This is a genomic window from Arthrobacter sp. Dra40, from assembly GCF_059091905.1.
This window is the reverse complement of record NZ_JBNHHB010000496.1, coordinates 1-1280: the sequence shown is the minus strand read 5'-3', so window position 1 is coordinate 1280 and position 1280 is coordinate 1. Positions and strand designations below refer to the sequence as shown.

1 protein-coding gene is annotated in these 1280 nt (G+C 62.3%); it reads left to right on the top strand.

The window, feature by feature from the left end; translation table 11 throughout:
* Positions 1-75: 75 nt before the first annotated feature.
* On the top strand, positions 76-1280 hold a 1205-nt coding region (locus tag AC5RWT_RS37510), incomplete at its 3' end, for a citrate synthase (protein ID WP_494084639.1).

Genomic DNA, 1280 nt, shown 5'->3' with positions numbered 1-1280 from the left:
ACCCGAGTATGTGCATGCTCAGTGCCACAAGCGCCCGGCGTGCCGTTAGCTTCTAAACCTCCTGAAGGGGACTCAATGACTGAGCAGACCGGTGCCAAGCTGCACTTCGATGGCGGCGAACTCGAACTTCCGCGGCTCAAAGCCGCCGAAGGCAACGACGGTTATGACGTTTCCAAACTGCTGAAGCAGACCGGCGCGGTCACCTTCGACCCGGGCTTCATGAACACGGCGGCTACCACCTCCGCCATCACCTACATTGACGGCGACGCCGGCGTGCTCCGCTACCGGGGCTACCCGATCGAACAGTTGGCCGAGCACTCAAGCTTCCTGGAAGTGTCCTACCTGCTGATCTACGGAGAACTGCCGACTCCCACGGAGCTGGAAGACTTCGACCACAAGATCCGCCGCCACACCCTGCTGCACGAAGAGCTCAAGGGCTTCTTCGGCGGGTTCCCGCGCGACGCCCACCCCATGCCGGTGCTCTCCTCCGCGGTGAGTGCGCTCTCGACCTTCTACCAGGATTCGCTGGATCCGTTCGATGAGAAGCAGGTGGAGCTCTCCACCATCCGCCTGATGGCTAAGCTCCCGGTGATCGCCGCCTACGCCCACAAGAAGTCCATCGGGCAGGCTCTGCTGTATCCGGACAACTCCATGAACCTGGTGGAGAACTTCCTCCGCCTGAGCTTCGGCCTGCCTGCCGAGCCCTTCGAGCTGGACCCGACCGTGGTCAAGGCGCTGGACCTGTTGCTGATCCTGCACGCAGACCACGAGCAGAACTGCTCCACGTCCACGGTGCGCCTGGTCGGCAGCTCCAACGCCAACATGTTCGCCTCCGTCTCTGCAGGCATCAACGCCCTGTTCGGCCCGCTGCACGGCGGCGCCAACGAGGCTGTGCTGAACATGCTCCGCCAGATCCAGGCCAGCGGCCAGGCCCCGGAGCAGTTCATGGAAAAGGTTAAGAACAAGGAAGAAGGCGTGCGCCTGATGGGCTTCGGGCACCGCGTGTACAAGAACTACGATCCGCGTGCCCGCCTGGTCAAGGCCACCGCGCACGAGATCCTGGGCAAGCTTGGCGGCAATGATGAGCTGCTGGACATCGCCATGCGCCTGGAAGAAAAGGCTTTGGCGGACGATTACTTTATCGAGCGCAAGCTCTACCCGAACGTCGACTTCTACACCGGCCTGATCTACAAGGCCATGGGCTTCCCGGAGAAGATGTTCACCGTGCTGTTCGCCATCGGCCGCCTGCCGGGCTGGATTGCCCAGTGGCGCGAAATGAT